Here is an 18,031-nt window from a genome sequence, read left to right as displayed (position 1 = left end):
AAGTCCCGAGGCTACATCGACACAAGGATTATTCTTCCTTGCCCTTGTTGCGAACGGCGCGATGCAGTTCGCGGTTGGAATCGCGTTCGCGTTCAGTATCACGCTTATCGTATTCCTTCTTGCCCTTGCCCAGTGCAATCTCGCACTTGACCAGATGCTTGCTCCAATACCAGGACAGGCAGATACAGGCGTAGCCTTTCTGCTGTACGGCTGCGGCGAGCTTTTCCAGTTCACGGGCATTGAGCAATAGTTTGCGCGTGCGCACCGGATCGGCAATCACGTGGGTGCTCGCGGTGGTCAGCGGGGTGATATGACTGCCGAGCAGCCATGCCTCGCCATCCTTGAGCAATACGTAGCTGTCGACCAGTTGCAACTTGCTGGCACGCAGACTCTTTACTTCCCAGCCGGCCAGGACCAGACCAGCCTCGAACCGATGTTCGATGAAGTAATCGTGTCGCGCTTTTTTATTTTGCGCGATGGTCCCTGTGGGGTGTTTCTTTTGTTTAGCCATAGGGGCGGCATTATAGGGAGTTGCGAGCGTGTCGGCTACGGTCAACCTGCGTGCTTGAGCGTGTTGGTCGAATCCCGGACAATACGGGCAGTTCTTTGGTTTTTTTCTTTCGCGGATCGGACTGTTCTTTCGCGATGTTTGCCGCTCAGCTGTGGAAATCACGCACACATGACGACGCATATTCAACGTTCGGCCCTGCTGCCCTATCCGGCGCAGGCGCTCTATGACCTGGTCAACGACGTGGCGCGTTACCCGGAATTCCTGCCTTGGTGTTCAACTGCCGAGGTGCTGGAAAGCAGTGATGAACATATGGTTGCCAGTTTGGGGGTGGCGAAAGGCGGACTCAGTCAGCACTTTGTTACGCGTAATGTGCTGGTGCCGGGCAAGTCCATTGAAATGAATCTGCAGGAAGGGCCGTTTACCCAACTGCATGGTGTCTGGGTTTTCAAGGCGCTTACCGAAAAGGCCTGCAAGATCAGCCTGGACCTGTCGTTTGATTACGCTGGGCCGATTGTGCGGGCGACATTGGGGCCGTTGTTCAATCAGGCGGCCAATACCCTGGTGGATGCATTCTGCCAACGAGCCAAGCAGCAGCATGGTTGAGATTGAGGTGGTATATGCCGCCGAGGATCGCCAGGTTTTGCTGGCGTTGACGGTGGCTTCGGGAACCAGTTTGCGCGCGGCGGTGCAGTTGTCAGGCATGGCTGCGCAGTTTCCTGAACTGTATCTGGCTGATTGCCCTTTGGGGGTATTCGGTAAGGTCGTTACGGATGCTGAGGTGCGCCCTGTGCAATCGGGCGATCGCATTGAAATCTATCGGCCCTTGCTGTTAGACCCTAAAGAAGTGCGCAGGCTGCGTGCGGCCAAGGCGGCGCTGGCAAAGCGGCAGAATCCATAATCTGGCTAAACGACAGGTAACAAAAAGCCCGGCATGCCGGGCTTTTTTATGTGTGCGCCAGGCATGGCGCGTTGCGCGAAGCGCAACCAGCTTGGCTGTGGTGGCCTCGCTGGTGACTTGGAGGTGAAAGTCCTCTACACACCCGGCAAGGGGAAGTGTTAGCCAGAGGCAAGGGTGTCGCGGGCGACTGCGAATCTGAAGGAAGCCCGAGGCAAAATGCTGGCCTGACGAACAGGAAGCGGATAGAGGCGGCGTAGCGGGGTAAGACGGCACAAATCGTTAAAGCCCAATACTTGCGCGGAACGCTACGACGTATATCCGACAGGCATAAGCAGGAAGGTCGCGCGAATTACCCTGGGAGATCTGCAGGTTTGCCACTGTGCTACCGAGCGTCGAGAGGCGGCGGGATGAACCTGCAGAAGTCAGCCGAGGCCGTAGTAAGTGGCGAAAAAAAAAACCACGCCACCAAGGGCCGAACAGGTTATGCCGCCAGTAGGCGTCAGAGTCTCGTCGAATGTCGATAAAGCAGAAATCTCTCAACACGAGAGCTGTAACCCCAAGTCCCGGACGGAATCCGAGGCTTGCGGCTGGCAGTGCGCAGACATCGGCGGCGTCTGTGACGTGGACGAACGCGGAGCCGGACACGCTGATGGAGCGGGTGCTTGCACCCGCCAACCTCAAGCGTGCGTATCAACGCGTAGTCAGCAACAAGGGCGCACCGGGTGCCGATGGCATGACGGTCGACCAGTTGGCGGGCTATGTGAAACAGTATTGGCCGATCCTCAAAGCTCGGTTGCTGGCCGGTGAGTATCACCCGCAAGGTGTACGCGCTGTCGAAATCCCCAAACCCAAGGGTGGAACACGCCAATTGGGTATTCCCAATGTCGTGGATCGCCTGATCCAGCAGGCGCTGCTGCAACAGCTCACGCCGATCTTCGACTCTCTGTTCTCGGACTACAGCTACGGCTTTCGTCCGGGCAGAAGCGCCCATCAAGCCATCGAAACAGCTCGCGACCATGTGGCGGCGGGTCACCGCTGGTGCGTGGAACTTGATCTTGAGAAGTTCTTTGATCGAGTGAATCACGACGTGTTGATGGCCAAAGTTGAGCGTCATGTCGAAGACAAACGCGTACTCAGACTGATCCGCCGCTACCTTGAAGCGGGAGTTATGTCGGGCGGTATCGCCAGCCGACGGCAGGAAGGGACGCCGCAAGGCGGCCCGCTCTCGCCGTTGCTGTCGAACATCCTGCTCAACGAACTGGACTGCGAATTGGAGCGGCGGGGCCATCGCTTTGTGCGCTATGCCGATGATGCGAACATTTATGTACGCAGTCGTCGTGCTGGCGATCGAGTGCTGGCTGGGGTCGAACGCTTCCTGAGTCAGCGACTGAAACTGACGCTGAATCGGGAAAAGAGCCACGTGGCACGGCCTTGGGTTTGCGATTACCTGGGCTACGGGATGAGCAGGCATCACCAGCCGAGGCTAAGAGTGGCGACGATGAGCTTGGGCCGTTTGCGGGATCGACTCAGAGTCCTCCTGCGCGGAGCGCGTGGTTGCAAGATGGTCAGGACTATCGAGCGAATAAACCCTGTTTTGCGCGGTTGGGCGGGCTACTTCAAGCTGAGTCAGGGCAAAAGGGCCCTCGAAAAGTTAGACGGTTGGGTGCGGCACAAACTTCGGTGTGTCTTGTGGCGCCAATGGAAACGGCCCTCTACGAGGGCGCGTAACCTAATACGCTTGGGGCTCACTGAAGATCGCGCCTGTAAATCTGCCTTTAACGGTCGAGGCCCATGGTGGAACTCGGCAGCGCCACACATGAATCAGGCGCTGCCGAGGAAGGGGTGGGACCAGCTTGGCTTGGTCTCGATACTGGATACGATAAACCGGTTTAACCGCATAACCTGAACCGCCGTATACGGAACCGTACGTACGGTGGTGTGAGAGGACGGCGGATGTAAATCCGCCTCCTACTCGATGCGCCGCAACGTTACTGCGGGCTGGTGTCCAGAGGCTGAGGCGTCGGGACGGGGACTGTTTCGACCCCGTCGACGTCTTTCTGGATCTTGTCGAGCAAGGAGCCTGGTTTGGCCGGCACTTCGGACTTCGGTTTCTCGCTTCCCTGCACAGGTGCAGTCACGTTCGTGCCGTTATCGTTGCCGAGCAGTGCTTGATCCCGGCTTACGCCTGGCATGAAATCACCCGACAGGCTGACAAGCTGGTCATTACCATTGAAAATGACGCTGACGCGCTCCTGTTGGCGTTCACCGCCACCAGGCTGCAGGCTGTAGAGATAATCCCAGCGATCGGCGTGGAAAGTGTCGGTCAGCAGGGGGTTGCCCATAATAAACCGTACTTGCCGTCGGGTCATTCCCGGGCGTAACTGGTCTATCATGTCCTGCGTGACGACATTGCCCTGCTGGATGTCGATTTTGTAAACCCCGGGGAATGAACAACCGGCGAGTGCGAGCAGTCCCACAAAGGTGAAACTGGTTAGCAAGAGCTTGGTGTTTTGCATCGGTGGGCGACTTCCACTATCTTGGCTGGGACAACGTAAACGCCGATCATACCCGTATTAAGAGAAGCTGCGAAGCAGCATCCGCGAGAAAGCTAACCATGGTTGAAAATAGCGAACTACGCAAAGCCGGTCTTAAAGTGACTCTGCCACGAGTCAAGATTCTACAAATGCTCGATTCTGCTGAGCAGCGCCACATGAGTGCCGAGGATGTTTACAAGGCGCTGATGGAGTCTAACGAGGACGTCGGCCTGGCCACGGTTTACCGTGTACTGACCCAGTTTGAAGCCGCAGGGCTGGTGGTTCGTCATAATTTCGACGGCGGTCACGCAGTGTTCGAATTGGCTGACGGTGGTCATCACGATCACATGGTTGACCTGGATACCAATGAGGTTATCGAGTTCACCAGCCCGGAGATCGAAGCGCTGCAGCATAAGATTGCTGAGGAGCATGGATTCGATTTGGTTGACCACAATCTCGTGTTGTACATCCGTAAGAAAAAGTAAAAAAGACGCAGAATTGCTCAGCGAAACGATCGAAGGCGACCCTAGGGTCGCCTTCGTGCTTTCTATAATAAGGAAAAGTCCGGCTCAAGCCTTGGCGGCTACGACCATTTTCTTCGCGTGCGCCAAAGACTCTTTGGTCAAGTCGATCCCTCCGAGCATCCGTGCCACTTCTTCCACGCGCTCCGACTTGTTCAGTTTGGATACCGCTGTGCGTGTCGCATCGCTGCCTCTCACCTTGTGCACAAACAAGTGTTGATGCCCCTGGGCCGCGACTTGTGGCAAGTGAGTGACGGTCAGTACCTGGCCGCGATCCCCCAGGCGGCGCAGTAGCTGACCAACGATTTCCGCGGTGGGGCCACCGATACCTACGTCTACTTCATCGAACACCAGCGTCGGTACCCGGGAGGTTTGCGCGGTAATTACTTGGATGGCCAGGCTTATTCGCGACAGCTCACCACCAGACGCCACTTTTGCCAGTGCCTTGAGCGGTTGCCCAGGGTTGGCGCTGACCAGTAGCTCTACCTGTTCCAGGCCGTAGGGCTGCAGCTCATTGCTGGCGTTGGTGCGCAACTCGATGGTAAAGCGTCCGCCCGGCATGCCCAGGCGTTGAATTTCCTGCTCGACGGCGCCAGCCAGGCTGGTGGCTGCCTGTTGACGCAGATCGCTCAGTTCGCGGGCCTTCTCCTGATAGTGGCGGGCAAAAGAGCCGAGCTCTTCGCCTAGTCGCTCAATGGATTCATCATTCGCGTTCAGGGTCTCGATTTCATCCAGCAGTTTCTGCTGCATTGTTGCCACTTCGGTGGGCTGGATTCGATGTTTGCGCGCCAGCGTATAGATGGTGTCCAGGCGCTCTTCTATTTCCTGCAGGCGCGCCGGGTCGGCGTCGAAATGATCAAGAAAGCGATTGAGTTCGCCTACGGCTTCTTCTACTTGGATTTGCGCACTGGTCAGTAGGGTGGTGGCTTCACTCAGTGAGCCTGAAGCGCTGTTAACACTGGATAGTCGATTGAGGCTGGCCGTGAGTGCATTGAGCACATTACCGGAGTCGCTCTCGCTGCATTGCTCCACCACCTGGCGGCAGATACCCAGCAGGGTTTCGGCGTTGGTGAGGTTCTTGTGTTCCTGTTCCAGTTGTTCCAACTCGGTTTCGCCAAGACCCAGGCTTTCGAGCTCTTCAAGCTGATAGCTGAGTAATTGATGGCGAGCGCGTTGCTCATCACCTGAATTGGACAGTCGCTCCAGCTCCTGTCGGGTCTGGCGCCAGCGCTGGGCAGCCAGTTGTACCTGTCGGGCAAGGTCCGTGGCGCCAGCGTATTCATCGAGCAGGCGGCGATGGGTGTCGGTTTTGAGCAGGGACTGGTGTTCATGCTGGCTATGGATGTCGATCAGCAGTTCACCCAGGGCCTTCAGGTCGCCAAGGGGGCAGGGTGTTCCATTGATATAGCCGCGCGAGCGCCCCTCGGCGGTGATGACTCGGCGCAGGATGCACGGGCCATCATTATTAAGGTCGCGCTCGGCCAGCCAGGCTTCGGCTTCGGGAATGTCTGCGAGGTCGAAGGTGGCCAGAATATCGGCCTTGTCCGCGCCGGGGCGCACCACGCCACTGTCGGCGCGGTCGCCCAGGGTCAGGCCCAGGGCGTCGAGCATGATCGACTTGCCGGCGCCGGTTTCGCCTGTGATTACGCTCATCCCTCGATCCAGTTCGAGATCCAGATGTTCAACGATGGCGTAGTTGTGTACAGACAGGTGCACGAGCATGACGGCCGCTCCCAGGCTTTAGGTCTGGTTATTTATACAGTGTTTTGTTCTGGGCTGACAATCCTGATGCTTAGCTCAATTTGCTCGGTCATCCAGGTTTTTTAGTGCAAAGGGGAATGATTGTGTCGAAGTTGATCTGGGGCAGGCGAAAGACTTTTGGTAACGCCTGCGCCCTTGAACCTGGAAATTGTGGCCCCATATACCGGAACAGAAGCGCGAGTTGAGTTCGCGCATGATTTTGAAAGGAGAAATCTATGGCTGACGAACAGACGCAGGATACGCAAACTCCAGACGCCAATTCGGCTGTCGGTGATGAACTGGCAACTCGTGTGCAAGTGCTCGAAGAGCAGTTGGCCGCTGCGCAGGATCAGTCTTTGCGTGTTGCCGCCGATCTGCAGAACGTCCGCCGCCGTGCCGAGCAGGATGTAGAAAAAGCTCACAAGTTCGGGCTGGAAAAATTCGCAGGCGACCTGCTGCCAATCATTGACAGCCTGGAGCGCGGCCTTGAGTTGTCCAACCCGGATGACGAAAACATTCGTCCGATGCGCGAAGGGATCGAACTGACCCTGAAAATGTTTCAGGACACCCTGAAGCGTTATCAGCTCGAAGCCATTGATCCGCAAGGCGGCGAACCGTTCAGCGCTGAGCATCACCAGGCCATGGCCATGCAAGAGAGCCACGACCTGGAACCCAACAGTGTGTTGAAAGTGTTCCAGAAGGGCTATCAGCTCAACGGTCGCCTGTTGCGCCCGGCAATGGTGGTAGTGAGCAAGGCTCCTGCACCCGTTGCACCTTCTATTGATGAGCAGGCTTGAAATCCGCCGCAAGGCCCCCATTTATAAGTCAAGCGTTTAAGTGCTACCGCAGTTTAGCCACCACTGCTGCGGCAACCAAATTCAAGTTTCGGGAGAGTAAATCATGGGCAAAATTATCGGTATTGACCTGGGGACCACCAACTCCTGCGTCTCCGTGCTGGAAAACGGCGTTGCAAAAGTAATCGAAAACGCCGAGGGCGCGCGTACCACGCCGTCGATCATCGCTTACGCCAACGATGGTGAAATCCTCGTTGGCCAGTCGGCCAAGCGTCAGGCTGTGACCAACCCGCATAACACCCTTTACGCGGTGAAGCGCCTGATCGGTCGCAAGTTCGACGAAGAAGTCGTACAGAAAGACATCAAGATGGTCCCTTACAAGATCGCCAAGGCTGACAACGGTGACGCCTGGGTTGAAGTAAATGGCCAGAAAATGTCGCCACCGCAAATCTCGGCTGAAATCTTGAAGAAGATGAAGAAGACTGCCGAAGATTACCTGGGTGAGACAGTGACTGAGGCGGTGATCACCGTTCCGGCCTACTTCAACGACAGCCAGCGCCAGGCGACCAAAGACGCCGGCCGCATCGCGGGCCTGGACGTAAAACGTATCATCAACGAACCAACCGCAGCTGCTCTGGCTTACGGTATGGACAAGGCCAAAGGCGATCACACCGTGATCGTTTATGACCTGGGTGGCGGTACCTTCGACGTTTCCGTGATCGAGATCGCTGAAGTAGACGGCGAGCACCAGTTCGAAGTGTTGGCCACCAACGGCGACACCTTCCTGGGTGGTGAGGACTTTGACATTCGTCTGATCGACTACCTCGTTGACGAATTCAAGAAAGAAAGCGGCATGAACCTCAAGGGTGACCCGCTGGCGATGCAGCGCCTGAAAGAAGCTGCTGAAAAAGCCAAGATCGAGCTGTCTTCCGCTCAGTCGACCGACGTTAACCTGCCGTACATCACTGCAGACGCCACCGGTCCTAAGCACTTGAACGTGAAGATCTCTCGCGCCAAGTTGGAAGCGCTGGTCGAAGACCTGGTTCAGCGCACTATCGAGCCCTGCCGCATTGCACTGAAAGACTCCGGTATCGACGTTGGCGCGATCAACGACGTGATCCTGGTAGGCGGTCAGACCCGTATGCCACTGGTTCAGAAATTGGTTACCGAGTTCTTCGGTAAAGAAGCACGTAAAGACGTGAATCCGGACGAAGCCGTTGCCATGGGTGCTGCCATCCAGGGCGCAGTATTGGCCGGTGACGTGAAGGACGTGTTGCTGCTGGACGTAAGCCCGCTGACCCTGGGTATTGAAACCATGGGTGGCGTGATGACTGCGCTGATCGAGAAAAACACCACGATTCCTACCAAGAAATCCCAAGTGTTCTCGACTGCCGATGACAACCAAGGCGCTGTAACCATTCACGTGCTGCAAGGTGAGCGTAAGCAGGCGGCTCAGAACAAGTCCCTGGGCAAGTTCGACCTGGCTGAGATTCCACCAGCACCACGTGGCGTGCCACAAATCGAAGTGACCTTCGATATCGACGCCAACGGCATTCTGCACGTAGGTGCGAAAGACAAGGCTACCGGCAAAGAGCAGAAGATCACCATCAAGGCCAACTCCGGCCTGTCTGACGAAGAAATTCAACAGATGATCCGTGATGCTGAAACCAATGCTGAAGCTGACAAGAAGTTCGAAGAGCTGGCAGGTGCCCGTAACCAGGGTGACGCACTGGTTCACTCGACGCGCAAAATGATCGCTGATGCTGGCGAGAAAGTGACCGCTGAAGAGAAGGCTGCAATCGAAGCTGCTGTGGTTGCCCTGGAAGCCGCTGTTAAAGGCGACGACAAGGCTGCCATTGAAGCCAAGGTTGAAGAACTGTCGAAAGTCTCCGCGCCAGTGGCTCAGAAAATGTACGCCGAACAGGCTCAGCCAGCTGATGGTGCTGCTCAAAAGGCAGAGCCTGAAGCCAAAGACGATGTTGTCGATGCCGAGTTCGAAGAAGTTACAGACAAGAAGTAAGTTGGTCGCCCGGTTGACCGCTATCAAGCGGTGACTGGTAGGATGTCGCCGCGCGGGAGCTTGCTCCCGCGTTGGCGTGTCTGGGGTATGCGAATTTTTACAGCATGCGACAGCGTTCGGATGTTGGCGGTGTGATCGGGGATGCTCCTGCTTTCCGAGCAATAAATACCGTGTTTTTGGCCGGGTCCCTGGCTAAAAAGTAGTAATGACCAGGATCGTTGAATTGACGTGAGTTGGGTCCGGGCCTGTATTGGGGCTCAACGAGTTTAGTCAGGCTCAGGAGGGTCTGGCTGAACGTCCTTAAGAGTGCAAAGACTTATGGCAAAGCGTGACTATTACGAAGTGTTGGGTGTGGAGCGCGGCTCCAGCGAGGCGGACCTGAAAAAGGCTTACCGTCGCCTGGCAATGAAGCACCACCCGGACCGTAATCCGGATAGCAAAGAATCCGAAGATATGTTCAAAGAGGCCAATGAGGCCTACGAGTGTCTGTCTGATCCCAACAAGCGTGCGGCCTACGACCAGTATGGGCATGCCGGTGTCGATTCGAGCATGGGTGGCGGCGGTGCCGGTTTTGGCGGTCAGAACTTCTCCGATATTTTCGGTGATGTATTCAGTGACTTCTTTGGTGGTGGCCGGGGTGGTCAGCGCGGTGGTGCCCAGCGTGGAAGTGACTTGCGTTACACCCTGGAGCTGAACCTGGAAGAAGCTGTACGCGGCACCAGCGTCAATATTCGTGTGCCGACGCTGGTTAACTGCAAGCCCTGCGATGGTTCGGGGGCCAAGAAAGGCTCCTCGCCGATTACTTGCCCGACGTGCGGCGGTATCGGCCAGGTCCGTATGCAGCAGGGTTTCTTCTCGGTGCAGCAGACCTGTCCGCGTTGCCATGGGCAGGGCAAGATCATTTCCGATCCGTGCGACGCCTGCCACGGCGAAGGCCGCGTCGAAGAGTACAAGACCCTGGCGGTGAAAGTGCCGGCGGGCGTGGACACCGGAGACCGTATTCGTCTGTCGGGCGAAGGTGAGGCCGGTACTCAGGGTGGTCCAACGGGCGACCTGTACGTGGTGATCAATGTGCGCGAGCACTCGATCTTCCAGCGCGACGGCAAGCACCTGTTCTGTGAAGTGCCGATCAGCTTTGTCGATGCGGCCTTGGGTGGCGAATTGGAGATTCCGACCCTGGACGGTCGGGTCAAGCTCAAGATTCCTGAAGGTACGCAGACCGGCAAGCAGTTCCGTATCCGCGGCAAAGGCGTAGCTCCGGTACGCGGTGGTGGTGCTGGCGACTTGATGTGTCGTGTGGCCGTGGAGACTCCGGTCAATCTGGGTCGCCGTCAGCGTGAACTGCTTGAGGAGTTCCGCAGTTCGCTGGAAGGGGATGACACTCATTCGCCGAAAACCACTGGCTTCTTCGAAGGCGTGAAGCGCTTCTTCGGCGACCTGTAAGGAAGGGAATATGCGACGTATAGCCGTAATGGGCGCTGCCGGGCGCATGGGCAAGACGCTGGTCGAGGCGGTGCAGCAGCGTTCTCCGGCCTCCGGGCTGACCGCGGCGATTGTTCGTCCCGGTAGCACGTTGATCGGTGCGGATGCTGGTGAGTTGGCTTCGCTTGGGCGTATCGGTGTTTCATTGTCAGGCAGCCTGGAGCAGGTGGCTGACGAATTCGATGTGCTGATTGACTTTACCTTGCCGGAGGTGATGCTGAAAAACCTCGCGTTCTGCCGCAAGGCGGGCAAGGCGATGGTGATCGGTACCACGGGCTTGACTGCTCCGCAGAAGCAGTTGTTGGAGGAGGCGGGTAAGGATATTCCTGTCGTCTTCGCTGCCAACTTCAGTGTCGGCGTGAACCTGTCGCTCAAGTTGCTGGACATGGCGGCGCGCGTGCTGGGGGATGAGGCGGATATCGAGATTATCGAGACTCATCACCGTCACAAGATCGATGCGCCGTCGGGGACCGCGCTGCGCATGGGTGAAGCTATTGCTGATGCGCTGGGGCGTGACCTGTCCAAAGTGGCGGTTTACGGTCGCGAAGGGCATACCGGTGCGCGTGCGCGTGACACCATTGGTTTTGCGACCGTACGTGGCGGTGATGTCGTAGGCGACCACACGGTGTTGTTCGCTACCGAGGGCGAGCGCCTGGAAATCACGCACAAGGCCTCCAGTCGCATGACATTCGCCAAGGGGGCAGTGCGTGCTGCGCTCTGGCTGGAAGGTCGCGAGCCTGGTCTGTACGACATGCGCGATGTGTTGGATCTGCACTAAGCAGTAGCTAAAACGGGGCCTCGGGATTATCCTAAGGCCCCGTTTTTACCCGCTAAGCGACGTCCTGTCGCATTCTCCTGCCTTTAAGGCTCATTAGCGGTGGACCAAAAAAGCCTTTTTCTGTAAGCTACAGCTTTAGTGTGTCCACTAAAAGCGCGCAGAATAATTCAGTGAAGAAGCGGGGTGACGTGTCCATACGTCACTCCGCTTTTTTACAACCTGCGATCGCCCTTTCAGGCTTTATTTACGGGAGGTCTTCTTGACTAAGCCAGCCATACTCGCCCTTGCTGATGGCAGCATTTTTCGCGGCGAAGCCATTGGAGCCGACGGTCAGACCGTTGGAGAGGTGGTGTTTAACACCGCCATGACCGGCTATCAGGAAATCCTTACCGATCCTTCCTACGCCCAACAGATCGTTACCCTGACCTATCCACACATTGGCAACACCGGTACGACGCCGGAAGACGTTGAGTCTGATCGTGTCTGGTCGGCGGGCCTGGTCATTCGTGATCTGCCACTGGTTGCGAGCAACTGGCGTAACACGATGTCGCTGTCCGATTACCTGAAAGCCAACAACGTTGTGGCGATCGCCGGTATCGATACGCGCCGCCTGACTCGCATCCTGCGCGAAAAGGGCTCGCAGAACGGCTGCATCATGGTCGGTGACAATATTTCCGAAGCGGCGGCGATTGCTGCAGCGCAAGGCTTCCCAGGCCTGAAAGGCATGGACCTGGCGAAAGTTGTCAGCACCAAGGAGCAGTACGAGTGGCGCTCCACTGTCTGGGACTTGAAGACCGACAGCCACGAGACTATCGAGGCGGCTGACCTGCCGTATCACGTGGTCGCATACGACTATGGGGTCAAGTACAACATCCTGCGCATGCTGGTCGAGCGTGGGTGCCGCGTCACCGTGGTGCCGGCGCAAACGCCTGCCAGCGATGTGCTGGCCCTGCAACCTGACGGTGTGTTCCTGTCCAACGGCCCGGGTGATCCGGAGCCTTGCGACTACGCCATCCAGGCAATCAAGGAAGTGCTGGAAACCGAGATTCCGGTATTTGGTATCTGCCTCGGTCACCAATTGCTGGCGCTGGCCTCCGGCGCCAAGACCCTGAAAATGGGTCATGGTCATCACGGTGCCAACCACCCTGTGCAGGATCTGGACACTGGCGTTGTGATGATCACCAGCCAGAACCACGGTTTTGCGGTGGATGAAGCGACCTTGCCGAGCAATGTTCGCGCGATTCACAAGTCTTTGTTCGACGGTTCCCTGCAGGGCATCGAGCGTACTGACAAGAGCGCGTTCAGCTTCCAGGGTCACCCTGAAGCAAGCCCGGGCCCGAACGACGTAGCGCCGCTGTTCGACCGTTTCATCAATGAGATGGCCAAGCGGCGCTGACTGAGTGGCCTGCGGGCGGCCGCTACCTCGGCGGCCCTCGCAGGCTCTTCGAAGATTGTTCAAGACGGCTTGCCGACTGACCTGCGGATTTGAGTGACAAACCCATGCCAAAACGTACAGACATAAAAAGCATCCTGATTCTCGGCGCTGGCCCGATCGTTATCGGCCAGGCCTGCGAATTCGACTACTCCGGCGCCCAGGCCTGTAAAGCCCTGCGCGAAGAGGGTTACCGCGTCATCCTGGTGAACTCCAACCCGGCCACCATCATGACCGATCCGGACATGGCCGACGCCACCTATATCGAACCGATCAAGTGGCAGACGGTTGCCAAGATCATCGAGAAAGAGCGTCCAGACGCACTACTGCCGACCATGGGCGGCCAGACTGCACTGAACTGCGCTCTGGACCTGGAGCGCGAAGGTGTCCTGGAAAAATTCGGCGTAGAGATGATCGGCGCCAACGCCGACACCATCGACAAGGCTGAAGACCGTTCGCGTTTCGACAAGGCCATGAAGTCCATCGGCCTTGACTGCCCGCGCTCCGGTATCGCCCACAGTATGGAGGAGGCCAACGCAGTTCTCGAAAAGCTGGGCTTCCCGTGCATTATCCGTCCGTCCTTCACCATGGGCGGCACCGGTGGTGGCATTGCTTACAACCGTGAAGAGTTCGAAGAAATCTGCGCGCGCGGCCTGGATCTGTCGCCGACCAAAGAGCTGCTGATCGACGAATCCCTGATCGGTTGGAAAGAGTATGAGATGGAGGTTGTCCGCGACAAAAAGGACAACTGCATCATCGTCTGCTCCATCGAAAACTTCGACCCGATGGGCGTACACACCGGTGACTCGATCACCGTTGCTCCGGCGCAGACCCTGACGGACAAGGAATACCAGATCATGCGTAACGCCTCGTTGGCGGTATTGCGTGAGATCGGCGTTGAAACCGGTGGTTCCAACGTTCAGTTCGGCATCTGCCCGGACACGGGCCGCATGGTCGTGATCGAGATGAACCCGCGTGTATCGCGTTCTTCGGCGCTGGCATCGAAAGCTACCGGCTTCCCGATTGCACGTATCGCTGCCAAGCTGGCCATCGGTTACACCTTGGATGAACTGCAAAACGAAATCACGGGCGGCGCTACGCCCGCGTCGTTCGAGCCGTCTATCGATTACGTTGTGACCAAGCTGCCGCGCTTTGCTTTCGAGAAATTCCCGAAAGCCGACGCGCGCCTGACCACCCAGATGAAGTCGGTCGGTGAAGTCATGGCCATCGGCCGGACCTTCCAGGAATCCCTGCAGAAAGCCCTGCGCGGCCTGGAAGTGGGCGTTTGCGGTCTGGACGAGAAGCTTGACCTGAGCAACCCGGAAAGCATGAGCATCCTCAAGCGCGAGCTGACCGTGCCGGGTGCCGAGCGCATCTGGTACGTGGCCGATGCTTTCCGTGCCGGCATGACCGTCGAAGAGATCTTCGGCATGAACATGATCGATCCGTGGTTCCTGGTGCAGATCGAAGATCTGATCAAGGAGGAAGAGAAGGTCAAGACCCTCGGTCTGTCGTCTATCGATCGCGACCTGATGTTCCGCCTCAAGCGCAAAGGCTTCTCTGACCAGCGTCTGGCCAAGCTGCTGGGTGTGACCGAGAAGAACCTGCGCACGCATCGCCACAAGCTGGATATCTTCCCGGTCTACAAGCGCGTTGACACTTGCGCCGCCGAGTTCGCCACCGACACTGCATACATGTACTCCACCTACGAGGAAGAGTGCGAAGCCGCGCCGTCGGGTCGCGACAAGATTATCATCCTGGGCGGCGGTCCTAACCGTATCGGCCAGGGCATCGAATTCGACTATTGCTGTGTACACGCCGCCCTTGCGCTGCGCGAAGACGGGTACGAGACCATCATGGTCAACTGCAACCCGGAAACTGTTTCCACTGACTACGACACTTCCGACCGTCTGTACTTCGAGCCGGTAACCCTCGAAGACGTGCTGGAAATCTGCCGCGTCGAGAAGCCAAAAGGCGTGATCGTCCAGTATGGCGGCCAAACCCCGCTGAAACTGGCGCGTGCCCTGGAAGCCGCAGGCGTGCCAATTATCGGCACTAGCCCTGACGCCATCGACCGTGCCGAAGACCGTGAGCGCTTCCAGCAAATGGTTGAGCGCCTGAACCTGCGTCAGCCGCCAAACGCTACCGTGCGCAGCGAAGATGAAGCCATTCGTGCAGCCAGCAAGATCGGCTACCCGCTGGTGGTGCGTCCGTCCTACGTGCTGGGTGGTCGGGCGATGGAAATCGTCTACGAAGAAGAAGAGCTCAAGCGTTACCTGCGTGATGCGGTGAAAGTGTCCAACGACAGCCCGGTGCTGCTGGATCACTTCCTCAACTGCGCCATCGAAATGGACGTGGATGCGGTTTGCGACGGTACCGACGTGGTCATCGGCGCGATCATGCAGCACATCGAACAGGCGGGCGTTCACTCAGGTGACTCCGCGTGCTCGCTGCCGCCGTACTCGTTGCCTGCACATATCCAGGACGAGATGCGCGAACAGGTCAAGAAAATGGCCTTGGAGTTGGGTGTTGTCGGCCTGATGAACGTACAGTTGGCGCTGCAAGGCGAAGACATCTACGTCATTGAAGTCAACCCGCGTGCTTCGCGTACCGTGCCGTTCGTTTCCAAGTGCATCGGCGTGTCCCTGGCCATGATCGCTGCGCGTGTGATGGCGGGTAAGACCCTGAAGGAAATTGGCTTCACCAAGGAAATCATTCCGAACTTCTACAGTGTGAAAGAGGCGGTGTTCCCATTTGCCAAATTCCCTGGCGTGGACCCGATCCTGGGCCCAGAGATGAAGTCCACCGGTGAAGTGATGGGTGTGGGCGATACCTTCGGCGAAGCGTTCGCCAAGGCCCAGATGGGCGCCAGCGAAGTGCTGCCGACTGGCGGTACTGCATTTATCAGCGTGCGTGATGACGACAAGCCACTGGTTGCAGGTGTGGCCCGTGATCTGATCAACTTGGGCTTTGAAGTCGTGGCCACTGCCGGGACCGCCAAGCTGATCGAGGCGGCTGGTCTGAAAGTGCGCCGCGTGAACAAGGTGACGGAAGGCCGTCCGCATGTGGTCGACATGATCAAGAATGACGAAGTCACGCTGATCATCAACACCACCGAAGGTCGCCAGTCGATCGCGGACTCCTACTCCATTCGCCGTAATGCCTTGCAGCACAAGATCTACTGCACTACCACCATTGCTGCTGGCGAAGCTATCTGCGAAGCGCTCAAGTTCGGTCCGGAAAAGACCGTGCGCCGCTTGCAGGATCTACACGCAGGATTGAAGGCATGATCAAATACCCAATGACCGTCCAGGGCGCCAAGGCCCTGGAAGAGGAGCACGCCCATCTGACCAAGGTCGTACGTCCAAAGCTGAGCCAGGACATCGGTACGGCCCGCGAGCTGGGTGACTTGAAGGAAAACGCTGAATACCACGCAGCTCGTGAGCAGCAGGGTATGGTCGAGGCGCGGATCCGTGACATCGAAGGCCGTATGCAGAATGCGGTGATCATCGATGTCACGACTATTCCGCACACCGGCAAGGTGATTTTCGGTACCACCGTGGAGATCGCCAACGTCGAGACCGACGAGAGCGTGGTCTACCACATCGTGGGAGAAGACGAGGCTGACTTCAAGCTCGGAAAAATCTCCGTCGGCTCACCACTGGCCCGTGCCTTGATCGCCAAGGAAGAGGGTGATGTGGTGTCTGTCAAAACGCCCGGCGGTGTGATCGAGTACGAGATTGTTGAAGTTCGTCACGTCTGAAAGGCGGCGCCCGCTTCGTGCGGGCGCCATGCTTTGGCAGCTTGCCCAGATGCTTTGGGTGGGTGGCCTGTGGTTGTTACATATTGGTGTATTGCCGGCGCTGGGCTTGATTGGCCTGGCTCCGTTGCTGATCGATGAAATCGATGGATTATTGAGTGCGCTGCTGGTGGGTTTCGCAGCGGCGTGCGTAGCGCTTCAGGCGTTGGTGCTGGTCAAGGCTGAAGGCTTGGAGAGTTTGTGGCGGGATATTCGCGGCCAACTGCTGTTGATGGCGCTGTATGCGTGTGCAATGTATTGCATTGTGCATGTCTGGCTGCCGGAAGCGTTGCGCTGGCAGCTATTCAGCTATCTTGTGCTAGGGTTCTCCGGCCTGGTGCTGGTTATACAGCCTGCTCCGGGATGGAGTGGCGGGGCGCGCGAAGCACGCCCGTGACCCTTTGTATTACTTGAAGCGGTGTACGTTCGACAGTTGCTTGTTGACGCTGAAGTTCTTGCGATACAGCAGCGCCATCTTGCCGATGACCTGAACCAGGTCCGCTTTGCCAACCTTGCACAGTTCTGCAATGGCGGCCAGGCGCGCTTCGCGGTCAAGGATGTTGACCTTGATCTTGATCAGTTCGTGATCGCCCAATGCGCGTTCAAGTTCGGCTAACACACCTTCAGTCAAACCGTTGTCTGCCACAATCAGAACTGGTTTCAGATGGTGGCCAATGGATTTGTACTGTTTCTTCTGCTCTTGAGTGAGCGGCATAATCTGACCCCTGCGTCTGATCTTGTAAAAAGCGGCGGCCAGTTTACCCGAGCGAGTCCGGGACCGCCCAGTTAATCACGACCCGTTTTATTTTCGAGGTGGCCCGTGGCCCGTTCCAAAACTAGCCTTAAGTGGCTGCAAGAGCATTTCAACGATCCTTACGTCAAAAAGGCGCAAAAGGATGGCTATCGTTCCCGGGCCAGCTACAAGCTGTTGGAGATCCAGGATAAGGACAAGTTGATTCGTCCAGGCATGAGCGTCATCGATCTAGGTGCAGCCCCTGGTGGCTGGTCCCAGGTGACCAGTCGTCTGATTGGCGGGCAAGGTCGCCTGATCGCTTCCGACATCCTGGAAATGGACAGCATCCCGGACGTGACCTTTGTTCATGGTGACTTTACCCAGGACACGGTGCTCGCCCAGATCCTTGAGGCTGTGGGAAATTCGCAGGTAGACCTTGTGATTTCCGACATGGCCCCCAATATGAGTGGATTACCGGCCGTTGATATGCCGCGGGCCATGTTCCTCTGCGAATTGGCGCTGGATTTGGCGGGTCGGGTGTTGCGTCCCGGTGGCGATTTCCTGGTGAAGGTGTTCCAGGGAGAGGGTTTTGACGAGTACCACAAGAACATCCGCAAATTGTTCGACAAGGTGCAGACGCGTAAGCCTGACTCTTCCCGAGACAGATCCAGGGAGCAATACCTGCTGTGCCGCGGCTTCCGTGGCGTCGAAGGCGCGGCGAGTGAAGAGCGTTTTTGAGAAATTCGAGGAGGGCGATAGGTTTTTTTATATCGCTTTCGTCACGAAGCT

Annotated in this window: 16 protein-coding genes and 1 pseudogene; 13 read left to right on the top strand and 4 right to left on the bottom strand. The window is 57.3% G+C overall.

The genetic code is table 11. The annotated features are described in order from the left end of the window. Positions 1–28: 28 nt before the first annotated feature. Positions 29–511: an SsrA-binding protein SmpB gene (gene smpB / locus AB1462_RS23815; RefSeq protein ID WP_003176160.1), complete on the bottom strand. Its 483-nt coding sequence runs from the start codon at positions 509–511 to the stop codon at positions 29–31. A 168-nt stretch (positions 512–679) separates the two neighbouring features. Between smpB and AB1462_RS23810 the strand changes: the two genes are divergently transcribed. The 3 genes and pseudogenes from AB1462_RS23810 (at position 680) to ltrA (ending at position 3,315) form a co-directional block, all read left to right on the top strand. Continuing rightward, a complete protein-coding gene (locus AB1462_RS23810) occupies positions 680–1,114 on the top strand; it encodes a type II toxin-antitoxin system RatA family toxin (RefSeq protein WP_090399728.1) in 435 nt (144 codons plus the stop codon). Further along, positions 1,107–1,409 (top strand): RnfH family protein, encoded by a 303-nt coding sequence (locus AB1462_RS23805; protein WP_090399730.1) that lies wholly within the window; start codon positions 1,107–1,109, stop codon positions 1,407–1,409. The genes AB1462_RS23810 and AB1462_RS23805 overlap by 8 nt, the downstream gene beginning before the upstream one ends. Positions 1,410–1,892: 483 nt before the next feature. After that, positions 1,893–3,315 (top strand): annotated as a pseudogene (gene ltrA / locus AB1462_RS23800) (group II intron reverse transcriptase/maturase). Between the two features lie 82 nt (positions 3,316–3,397). Here ltrA and AB1462_RS23795 read toward each other — a convergent pair. After that, positions 3,398–3,925: an outer membrane protein assembly factor BamE gene (locus AB1462_RS23795; protein ID WP_090399732.1), complete on the bottom strand. Its 528-nt coding sequence runs from the start codon at positions 3,923–3,925 to the stop codon at positions 3,398–3,400. Positions 3,926–4,023: 98 nt separating this feature from the next. Between AB1462_RS23795 and fur the strand changes: the two genes are divergently transcribed. After that, positions 4,024–4,428, top strand: a complete 405-nt coding sequence (fur, locus tag AB1462_RS23790) for a ferric iron uptake transcriptional regulator (protein WP_003194220.1) — start codon at positions 4,024–4,026, stop codon at positions 4,426–4,428. Positions 4,429–4,512: 84 nt separating this feature from the next. Here the strand turns inward: fur and recN are convergent, their stop codons facing one another. After that, positions 4,513–6,186: a DNA repair protein RecN gene (gene recN / locus AB1462_RS23785; RefSeq protein WP_090399734.1), complete on the bottom strand. Its 1,674-nt coding sequence runs from the start codon at positions 6,184–6,186 to the stop codon at positions 4,513–4,515. A gap of 254 nt (positions 6,187–6,440) precedes the next feature. Here recN and grpE point away from each other — a divergent pair, with 254 nt between their 5' ends. The 8 genes from grpE to AB1462_RS23745 all read left to right on the top strand — a co-directional run bounded on the left by grpE (position 6,441) and on the right by AB1462_RS23745 (position 16,906). Next, the gene (gene grpE / locus AB1462_RS23780) at positions 6,441–7,001 is read left to right on the top strand and encodes a nucleotide exchange factor GrpE (RefSeq protein WP_053137824.1); all 561 of its coding nucleotides are present in this window, start codon (positions 6,441–6,443) and stop codon (positions 6,999–7,001) included. Between the two features lie 103 nt (positions 7,002–7,104). Beyond that, entirely contained in the window at positions 7,105–9,018 is a 1,914-nt protein-coding gene (gene dnaK, locus AB1462_RS23775; RefSeq protein WP_053137821.1) for a molecular chaperone DnaK, read from the top strand. 318 nt (positions 9,019–9,336) lie between these two features. Continuing rightward, positions 9,337–10,461: a molecular chaperone DnaJ gene (dnaJ, locus tag AB1462_RS23770; protein WP_367248038.1), complete on the top strand. Its 1,125-nt coding sequence runs from the start codon at positions 9,337–9,339 to the stop codon at positions 10,459–10,461. 10 nt (positions 10,462–10,471) lie between these two features. Further along, on the top strand, positions 10,472–11,278 hold the full coding sequence (dapB, locus tag AB1462_RS23765; RefSeq protein ID WP_315337821.1) for a 4-hydroxy-tetrahydrodipicolinate reductase: 807 nt from the start codon (positions 10,472–10,474) through the stop codon (positions 11,276–11,278). Between the two features lie 259 nt (positions 11,279–11,537). Next, positions 11,538–12,674 (top strand): glutamine-hydrolyzing carbamoyl-phosphate synthase small subunit, encoded by a 1,137-nt coding sequence (gene carA, locus AB1462_RS23760; RefSeq protein ID WP_027605361.1) that lies wholly within the window; start codon positions 11,538–11,540, stop codon positions 12,672–12,674. A gap of 104 nt (positions 12,675–12,778) precedes the next feature. Continuing rightward, positions 12,779–16,000 (top strand): carbamoyl-phosphate synthase large subunit, encoded by a 3,222-nt coding sequence (gene carB / locus AB1462_RS23755; RefSeq protein WP_090399744.1) that lies wholly within the window; start codon positions 12,779–12,781, stop codon positions 15,998–16,000. Further along, entirely contained in the window at positions 15,997–16,473 is a 477-nt protein-coding gene (gene greA / locus AB1462_RS23750; protein WP_090399746.1) for a transcription elongation factor GreA, read from the top strand. Before carB ends, greA begins: the two co-directional genes overlap by 4 nt. Positions 16,474–16,501: 28 nt before the next feature. Beyond that, positions 16,502–16,906: an MFS transporter gene (locus AB1462_RS23745; protein WP_090399747.1), complete on the top strand. Its 405-nt coding sequence runs from the start codon at positions 16,502–16,504 to the stop codon at positions 16,904–16,906. 9 nt (positions 16,907–16,915) lie between these two features. Here the strand turns inward: AB1462_RS23745 and AB1462_RS23740 are convergent, their stop codons facing one another. Further along, a complete protein-coding gene (locus AB1462_RS23740; RefSeq protein WP_017139256.1) occupies positions 16,916–17,224 on the bottom strand; it encodes a YhbY family RNA-binding protein in 309 nt (102 codons plus the stop codon). 105 nt (positions 17,225–17,329) lie between these two features. On the opposite strand from AB1462_RS23740, the gene rlmE reads away from it, so the two are divergent. Beyond that, positions 17,330–17,980, top strand: a complete 651-nt coding sequence (rlmE, locus tag AB1462_RS23735) for a 23S rRNA (uridine(2552)-2'-O)-methyltransferase RlmE (protein ID WP_015885924.1) — start codon at positions 17,330–17,332, stop codon at positions 17,978–17,980. Positions 17,981–18,031 lie beyond the last annotated feature (51 nt).

The sequence above is a fragment of the Pseudomonas sp. SB113 genome (assembly GCF_040754745.1).
GTDB lineage: Bacteria > Pseudomonadota > Gammaproteobacteria > Pseudomonadales > Pseudomonadaceae > Aquipseudomonas > Aquipseudomonas grimontii.
Note: the sequence above shows the minus strand (reverse complement) of the source record. Positions and strands in the feature narration are given on the sequence as shown.